General features: G+C 34.5%; 1 protein-coding gene. It reads left to right on the top strand.

Annotated features, from left to right (window positions below; all coding sequences use genetic code 11):
• Positions 1-52: 52 nt before the first annotated feature.
• Positions 53-568: hypothetical protein (locus AC3G7N_RS22045; protein ID WP_489424255.1), on the top strand; the 516-nt coding region annotated here is incomplete at its 3' end.

The raw sequence follows: 568 nt of genomic DNA, 5'->3' as shown, positions 1-568 counted from the left end.
ACAAACTGTAGATGAAATCAGTCTGCCCAATGCGACGGTAGAAACATGCTTGATGAGTGAATGTGGACGTGTAGCAAAAGACAATTCCATGAGTAAAAAGGAAATGGAACGTATGTTAAAGAAAATAGAAAAAGAGGAAGCATCGCTTAGTGAAACTGAAGATGGGATAACTGAAGATGAAAAACAATTGAACCAGCTGAATCAATTACTGGCTCAGGCAACGGAAACTCATAAGAAAATAGAAAAAGACAATCGGGCTGTTAAGCTACAGGAAGCCATCAGGTCTGTTTCAAAATTATTAACAGAACCAAAAAGCTCAGAATTAGATCAGATAACAAATTTGACAAAGATTATAGCTGATGAATATGAATCAATGAATGACGCACTTGTTGCATTTTTAGATGAATTAAATCAAATTTTTGAGCTGCAGCAATCATTAGAAAAAAGTATTTCCGCTAAGAAAAAGACAATAGAGGATGTTGACAATAAAGAACAGAAAATGAATAAGAAACAACAGGCTGAAATCTATTCCTCATTGTTAAAGGGAGAAGAAATAACGAAAGACCAA

The sequence above is a fragment of the Virgibacillus carmonensis genome (assembly GCF_057836705.1).
Note: the sequence above shows the minus strand (reverse complement) of the source record. Positions and strands in the feature narration are given on the sequence as shown.